A 6447-nucleotide genomic window follows, 5' to 3' on the forward strand; every position below is an offset into this window, starting at 1 on the left:
CCCGGAAACACCGAAGGCCCACCTCGCGAGAGGTGGGCCTTCGACGTTGGGGGGCTAGTGCTCGGAGCGCTTGGCGGCTTCGGCCGTCTCGATGCTTTCGAACTCACCCGGTTCGCCCTGGGTGATCGAGTGCCCGTTCCCGTGACCGTTGCCGTTGGCCCGCTGCAGCGCCGCGGTCTCCTCGGCCGGGTCCGGGGACCAGAACGTGCCCGGCACCGCGTGACCGGCCGAACCCAGCTTGTTCATCTTCTTCGGCACCGACGCGCCCTGGTACTCGAGCGGGATCGCGTGCCCGTGGCTGTCCACGCCGGCCAGCGGCTGGTGGATCTCGATGAACTCACCGTGCGGCAGCCGCTTGATGATGCCCGTCTCGACGCCGTGCTCCAGCACCTCGCGGTCGGCCCGCTGCAGACCCAGGCAGAGCCGGTAGGTCAGGTAGTAGGCGACCGGCGGCACGAGGAGCACGCCGATGCGGCCCGCCCACGTCGTCGCGTTCAGGGAGATGTCGAACTGGTCGGCGATGATGTCGTTGAAGCCCGACAGCTCGATCACCATGAAGAAGCCCAGCGCCATCGCGCCCAGCGCCGTGCGGACCGGGACGTCCCGGGGCCGCTGGAGCAGGTTGTGGTGCGCGGTGTCCTTGGACAGCTTCCGCTCGAGGAACGGGTAGGCCAGCAGCAGCCCGATCAGGATCGGCATGCCGACCGCGCCGGGGAAGAACACCGCCGGGATCGTGTAGTTCCCGAGGTAGACCTCCCACGCCGGCCAGATCCGGAGCATGCCGTCGGCCCAGGCCATGTACCAGTCGGGCTGCGAGCCCGCCGACACCTGCGCCGGGTTGTACGGGCCGAAGTTCCACACCGGGTTGATCTGGAACAGGCCCGACATCAGCGCCAGCACGCCGATGACCAGCGTGAAGAACGCCCCGCCCTTGAGCGCGAAGTACGGCATGATCCGGACGCCGACGACGTTGGTCTCCTTGCGGCGCACGCCGGGGAACTGCGTGTGCTTCTGGTACCAGACCAGCGCCAGGTGCGCCCCGACCAGCGCGAGCATGATGCCCGGCAGCAGCAGGATGTGCAGCGTGTACAGGCGCGGGATGATCTGGTCGCCGGGGAACTCCCCGCCGAAGAGCGCCCAGTGGATCCAGGTGCCGGCCACCGGCACCGAGAGCACGATGCCCGACAGCGTCGCGCGGATACCGGTGCCCGAGAGCAGGTCGTCCGGCAGCGAATAGCCGAAGAAGCCTTCGAAGCAACCCAGGACCAGCAGCAGGCCGCCGATCACCCAGTTCGCCTCACGCGGCCGCCGGAACGCGCCGGTGAAGAAGATGCGGAGCATGTGGACGGCCATGGACGCGACGAAGATCAGCGCGGCCCAGTGGTGCAGCTGCCGCATGAACAGGCCGCCGCGGACGTCGAACGAGATGTCCAGCGTCGTGCGGAACGCCTGCGACATCTCCAGGCCCTGCATGTTCTTGAAGCTGCCGTGGTAGACGACCTCCTGCATGGAGGGGTCGAAGAACAGCGTCAGGTACACACCGGTGAGCAGCAGGATGATGAAGCTGTAGAGCGCGATCTCGCCCAGCAGGAACGACCAGTGGGTCGGGAACACCTTGTTCAGCTGGTGCCGCAGGCCCTTGGCCAGGTGGTACCGCTGGTCGGCGTTGTTCGCGGCCTCGCCCAGGTGCCGCTCCACGGCACTCGACCCCTTGGTCGGCGTGGTGAGTGAACTCATGACTTACGCTCCCAAAAGGCCGGACCGATGGCCTCGTTGAAATCGCCTCGCGCGATCAAGTATCCCTCTTCGTCCACCGTGATCGGTAGCTGGGCCAGCGGACGGGTCGCCGGGCCGAAGATCGGCTTGGCGTAGTGGAGCGCGTCGAACTGCGACTGGTGGCACGGGCACAGGATGCGGTTGGTCCGCTGCTCGTACAGGGAGGTCGGGCAGCCGACGTGGCTGCAGATCTTCGTGTACGCGTAGTAGTCGCCGAAGTTGTAGTCCTCCTGGCCGGCCCGCTTGACCACCTTGGCGGCGTCGGTCGGGCGCAGGCGGATCAGCATGACCGGGTTGTCTACGCGCGTCAGCGCCTTGGCCAGCGCCTCCGCGTCGTTCCGCTCGGACTCGCGGAAGGGGAACACCGTCTCCATCGCGCCCGCGTCGAGGTCCTCGGCCTTGACCAGGGAGATCTCGGTCTCCTTGCCGTGCTCGACCTCGACCGGCTTGCCGGTGTTGCGGCGCAGGTAGACCTTCTCGCCGGGGAAGTTCGGCTGCCAGCCGGTGTGCCACAGCGAATCGCGGGTCTCGGTGTCCTTCCACGGGTCCTTGATGAAGGACGCGACGGGCAGCGCCGCGGCCGCGAGGCCGAGCGCACCCGCACCGGCGATCGCCGTGCGCTTGACCAGCGACCGGCGGGCGATGGTGCTGCGGGTCCCGGCGTCGGCCAGGTGCGCGAGGATGGTCGCGCGGTCGACCTCGGGCGACCCTTCGCCGCCCGAGTCGCTCCGCTGCTGCACCGCGACCTCGGCGGGCACGAACTTCTTCGTGTACAGGATCACGCCGATGCCCAGGCCGAGGATGGCCAGGCCGAGCGTGAGGCCGAGCATCGGGGTGTAGAGGCTGTACCAGAAGTGGCCGCTCTCGTTGTCCGGCGCCTCGTACTGCCACGGCCACCAGATCAGCGAAACGACGAACCCGATCCCGGCCAGCGCGGACAGGGCGAACCAGAACGCGACCAGGCGCTCGGCCCGCTTCTCCGCGCGGGTGCCCTCCACCGGCCACGGAGTCGGGTACTCGACGATCTCGACGCCGTCGAGCGCCCCACCCAGCTTGACCAGCTGGTCACGATCCATCTCAGCCAGCTCCGCCTCCGTCGGCGGCTTCGGCCCCTCGGCACTCATGCCTTCGATCCAATCCACAACGTCACGCCGATCAGCGCGGCGATCCCGACGATAAAGGCGATGACGCCCTCCGAAGCGGGGCCGACCCCGCCGAGGCCGTTACCACCCGGGTCATTGTTGCCGTCCGACACCGACTTCACGTAGGCGACGATGTCCTTCTTCTCCTCCGGCGACAGCTGCCGGTCGGAGAACTTCGGCATGTTCTGCGGGCCGGTGAGCATGGCGGTGTAGATCTGCTCTTCGCTCGCCGGGTCCAGGTTCGGCGCGTACTTGCCGGCGGACAGCGCGCCACCGCGGCCGGTGAAGTTGTGGCACGACGCGCAGTTGAGGCGGAACAGCTCGCCACCGCGGGCCGGGTCGTCGCCGCGCAGGGCCTCGCCCTTCTCGGCGGGACGCTGGACGCCGCCGCCGTGCGCCTGGATGTAGGCGCCGACCGCGTCGATCTCGGCCTCGGTCAGCTTCGGCGGCTTCCGCTCGATCTGCGCCTCCTGGCGCGCGGCGGGCATCCGGCCCGAAGAAGTCTGGAAGTACACCGCGGCGTCGCCGATGCCGATCAGGCTCGGCCCGCGGTCCTGCACGCCCTCGAGGTTCGCACCGTGGCAGGCGATGCAGGTGTTGTTGTAGACCTGCTCGCCGAGGCGCAGCTGCGCCGGCGTGCCCTGGGCCTGCGCGGTCTGCGGCTCCGGGGCGAACACGGCGTACAGGGCGCCGGCGCCCACCAGCGCGATGCCGAGCGCGAGCAGGCCTGCGAACCGCCTCCGCAGCTTCGACCGCGCGCGGTAGCGGCGCTCCGACGATTTGGTGCTGGTGGTCATCTTGCGGCAACCCTTGCTGTCAGTTCAGGCCGATGGTGAAGGTGGTGGCGGCTGAGGCGGGACCTACGGAAGGAGGTAGATCACACCGAAGAGGCCGACCCACACGATGTCGACGAAGTGCCAGTAGTAGGACACGACGATCGCCGACGTGGCCTGGGCGGGCGTGAACTTGCTCAGTTTCGTGCGGATGAGCAGGTACACGAAGGCGATGAGCCCGCCGATGACGTGCAGGCCGTGGAAACCGGTCGCGAGGTAGAAGACCGTGCCGAACGGGCCGGACGGGATCGTCATCCCCTCTTCGACCAGGTTGTGGTACTCGTTGGCCTGGCCACCGACGAAGATCGCGCCCATGATCAACGTGATGATGTACCAGCGGCGCAGCCCGTAGACGTCGCCGCGCTCGGCGGCGAACACGCCGAACTGGCAGGTCAGCGAGGACAGCACGAGAATGATCGTGAACGGGATCGCGTACCCGACGTTGAGCTCGAACTTCTCGTCGTGCAGCGGCGGCGGCCACTGGCCGGTCGCGTTCTGCGCCTTGACGGTGAAGAACATCGCGAACAGTCCGGCGAAGAACATCAGCTCGCTGGACAGCCACACGATGGTGCCGACACTGACCATGTTCGGCCGGTTCAGCGAGTGGACCCGCTGACTGATGGTGGGAGCTGCCGTTGTCACGCGTCGCATTATGTCCTCTCGCACCGCCGCTCCGCCGGGTGGGTCCACGGCGAGCCGTCTGCGTAACCGATCACACCGGATGCCCGGGAAGGTGAGAGCTACTCATGGGTTTACTCGACCGCCTGCTTGACCTGGTCAAGAAGCGGGAAACGCCCGGTCTGAGCGCCGACGCGGCCGATCTGAAGATCGTCGCCGAGGCCTTCGACCCGGTCGTCGCGGACTCCGCCGTGCTCGCCGGTTCACCCGCCTGGGTCAGCACGGCACCGGCCGTCCTGCGGCACCACCTGCTGCTCCCGCCGGACCGGCTCGCCGAGGCGGCGTCGACCCTCGCACAGGACGGCTACGAGCTGCGGGAAGAGGGGCTTTCCGGTGATCTCGCCCGGGTGCACGCGGTGCGCGTCCAGGTGCTCGACGCGCTGCACTGCGCCCAGGAACGGTCCCGGATGGCGGGCCTGGCGCAACGGCTGGGCGGTGACGCGCTCGGCTGGGACGCGCTCCAGCCGGAGGCGCCCGCGTGATCTCGGTCTCGGCCGATACGATCGGGGCGCGAGTGGTGCGGTGACGAGAGAGGGCGTGTCCAACATGGGCGAGCGGTCGATGCGGGTCCTGGTGTTCAGCCACAAGGCGGAGGTGCGCGAGGCGATCGTGAACGCGGTCGGCCGGCGGCCCGCCGCCGATCTGGCGCGCGTGGACTACGTCGAGGCGGCCGGGATCGCCGACGTGCTGTCCGAGGTGGACGCGGGGAACGTCGACCTGGCGATCCTCGACGGCGAGGCCCAGCCGACCGGCGGCATCGGCCTGTGCCGCCAGCTGAAGGCCGAAATCACCGACTGCCCGCCCATCGTGGTGGCGGTCCGGCGGCGGGACGACCGGTGGCTGGCCACCTGGTCGCAGGCGGACGCCGTGCTGGTGCACCCGCTGGACCCGCTGACCGCCGCGGAGACCGTCGCCGACGTGCTGCGCGCGCGACGGGTCCCCGTCGTGAACGGCTGAGCCCGGTGACCACTCCGGTCCCCCGCACCTGGCCACCCCTGCTCAAGCAGCTCGTCGCGGGCGTCGACCTCTCCGCGGAGGACACGGCGTGGGCGATGGACCAGATCATGAGCGGCGCGGCGAGCCCGGCCCGGATCGCCGGGTTCGCGGTGGCGTTGCGCGCCAAGGGCGAGACGCCCGAGGAGATCGCCGGCATGGCGGCCACGATGCTGGCGCACGCCCGGCGGGTCGAGCTGGACCGTCCGGCGGTCGACATCGTCGGCACCGGCGGCGACGGCTCCAACTCGGTGAACATCTCCACGATGGCGACGATCGTCACGGCGGCGGCCGGCGCGCCGGTGGCCAAGCACGGCAACCGCAGCGCGTCGTCGAAGTCCGGCGCGGCGGACGTCCTCGAAGCGCTCGGCGTCCGGATCAGCCTGCCGCCGGAGGACGTCCAGCGCAGCCTCACCGAGGTCGGCATCGGGTTCTTCCTGGCCTCGGCGTTCCACCCGGCGCTGCGCCACGCCGGCCCGGTGCGCAGCGAGCTCGGCATCCCGACGACGTTCAACCTGCTCGGCCCGCTGACGAACCCGGCCCAGCCGGGCGCCGCGCTGATCGGCTGCGCGTACGCCGACAAGACCCGGGTGCTGGCGGAGACGTTCGCCCGCCGCGGCACCCGCGCCCTGGTGGTCCGCGGCGACGACGGCCTCGACGAGATCACCACGACGACGACGTCGACCGTCTGGGTGGTTTCGGACGGCGAGGTCACCGAGCGCAGCTTCGACCCGGCTTCGGTGGGCATCGCCCGGGCGACGGCGGAGGACCTGCGCGGCGGCGACGCGGCGGCGAACGCCGAGGTGGTCCGCGACCTGGTGGGCGGCAAGCCGAGCCCGGTCCGCGACGCCGTCCTGATCAACGCGGCGGCCGCGTTGACCGCCTTCACGGGCTTCTCGGAGTCCCTGGAGGACGATCTCCGCGCGGGCCTGACCCGGGCGGCCGAGGCGATCGATTCGGGCGCCGCGGCCGCACTGCTGGACCGCTGGATCGCCTTCAGCTGACCTCAGCTCACGTGATGGGGC

The 6447-nt window shown here is 69.8% G+C and carries 7 protein-coding genes; 3 read left to right on the plus strand and 4 right to left on the minus strand.

Features of this window, described 5'->3' with window-relative positions; translation table 11 throughout:
- Positions 1–54 precede the first annotated feature (54 nt).
- From ACFVYA_RS04285 to ACFVYA_RS04300, 4 genes are all read right to left on the minus strand, one after another.
- Entirely contained in the window at positions 55–1737 is a 1683-nt protein-coding gene (locus tag ACFVYA_RS04285; protein ID WP_387042241.1) for a cytochrome bc complex cytochrome b subunit, read from the minus strand.
- A complete protein-coding gene (locus ACFVYA_RS04290) occupies positions 1734–2900 on the minus strand; it encodes a ubiquinol-cytochrome c reductase iron-sulfur subunit (RefSeq protein WP_285989459.1) in 1167 nt (388 codons plus the stop codon). The genes ACFVYA_RS04285 and ACFVYA_RS04290 overlap by 4 nt, the downstream gene beginning before the upstream one ends.
- The gene (locus ACFVYA_RS04295) at positions 2897–3715 is read right to left on the minus strand and encodes a c-type cytochrome (RefSeq protein ID WP_191316686.1); all 819 of its coding nucleotides are present in this window, start codon (positions 3713–3715) and stop codon (positions 2897–2899) included. The genes ACFVYA_RS04290 and ACFVYA_RS04295 overlap by 4 nt, the downstream gene beginning before the upstream one ends.
- A gap of 63 nt (positions 3716–3778) precedes the next feature.
- Positions 3779–4402: a heme-copper oxidase subunit III gene (locus ACFVYA_RS04300; RefSeq protein ID WP_360275291.1), complete on the minus strand. Its 624-nt coding sequence runs from the start codon at positions 4400–4402 to the stop codon at positions 3779–3781.
- A gap of 95 nt (positions 4403–4497) precedes the next feature.
- On the opposite strand from ACFVYA_RS04300, the gene ACFVYA_RS04305 reads away from it, so the two are divergent.
- The 3 genes from ACFVYA_RS04305 to trpD all read left to right on the plus strand — a co-directional run bounded on the left by ACFVYA_RS04305 (position 4498) and on the right by trpD (position 6426).
- The gene (locus ACFVYA_RS04305) at positions 4498–4911 is read left to right on the plus strand and encodes a hypothetical protein (RefSeq protein WP_387042246.1); all 414 of its coding nucleotides are present in this window, start codon (positions 4498–4500) and stop codon (positions 4909–4911) included.
- 64 nt (positions 4912–4975) lie between these two features.
- Complete coding sequence (locus tag ACFVYA_RS04310; RefSeq protein ID WP_285993724.1) at positions 4976–5386, plus strand: hypothetical protein; 411 nt, start codon at positions 4976–4978, stop codon at positions 5384–5386.
- Positions 5387–5391: 5 nt separating this feature from the next.
- Positions 5392–6426 carry an anthranilate phosphoribosyltransferase gene (gene trpD, locus ACFVYA_RS04315; protein WP_387042249.1) on the plus strand — a complete coding sequence of 345 codons (1035 nt, stop codon included), beginning with the start codon at positions 5392–5394 and terminating at the stop codon, positions 6424–6426.
- Positions 6427–6447: the final 21 nt, after the last annotated feature.

Origin of the sequence: Amycolatopsis sp. NPDC058278 (genome assembly GCF_042881395.1) — a bacterium.
In the GTDB taxonomy this organism is placed as follows: domain Bacteria; phylum Actinomycetota; class Actinomycetes; order Mycobacteriales; family Pseudonocardiaceae; genus Amycolatopsis.

Bases quoted from the DNA above. Each gene is read 5' to 3' on its own strand.
- ACFVYA_RS04285 (WP_387042241.1), bottom strand. From the start codon at position 1,737: ATGAGTTCACTCACCACGCCGACCAAGGGGTCGAGTGCCGTGGAGCGG.
- ACFVYA_RS04290 (WP_285989459.1), bottom strand. From the start codon at position 2,900: ATGAGTGCCGAGGGGCCGAAGCCGCCGACGGAGGCGGAGCTGGCTGAG.
- ACFVYA_RS04295 (WP_191316686.1), bottom strand. From the start codon at position 3,715: ATGACCACCAGCACCAAATCGTCGGAGCGCCGCTACCGCGCGCGGTCG.
- ACFVYA_RS04300 (WP_360275291.1), bottom strand. From the start codon at position 4,402: ATGCGACGCGTGACAACGGCAGCTCCCACCATCAGTCAGCGGGTCCAC.
- ACFVYA_RS04305 (WP_387042246.1), top strand. From the start codon at position 4,498: ATGGGTTTACTCGACCGCCTGCTTGACCTGGTCAAGAAGCGGGAAACG.
- ACFVYA_RS04310 (WP_285993724.1), top strand. From the start codon at position 4,976: ATGGGCGAGCGGTCGATGCGGGTCCTGGTGTTCAGCCACAAGGCGGAG.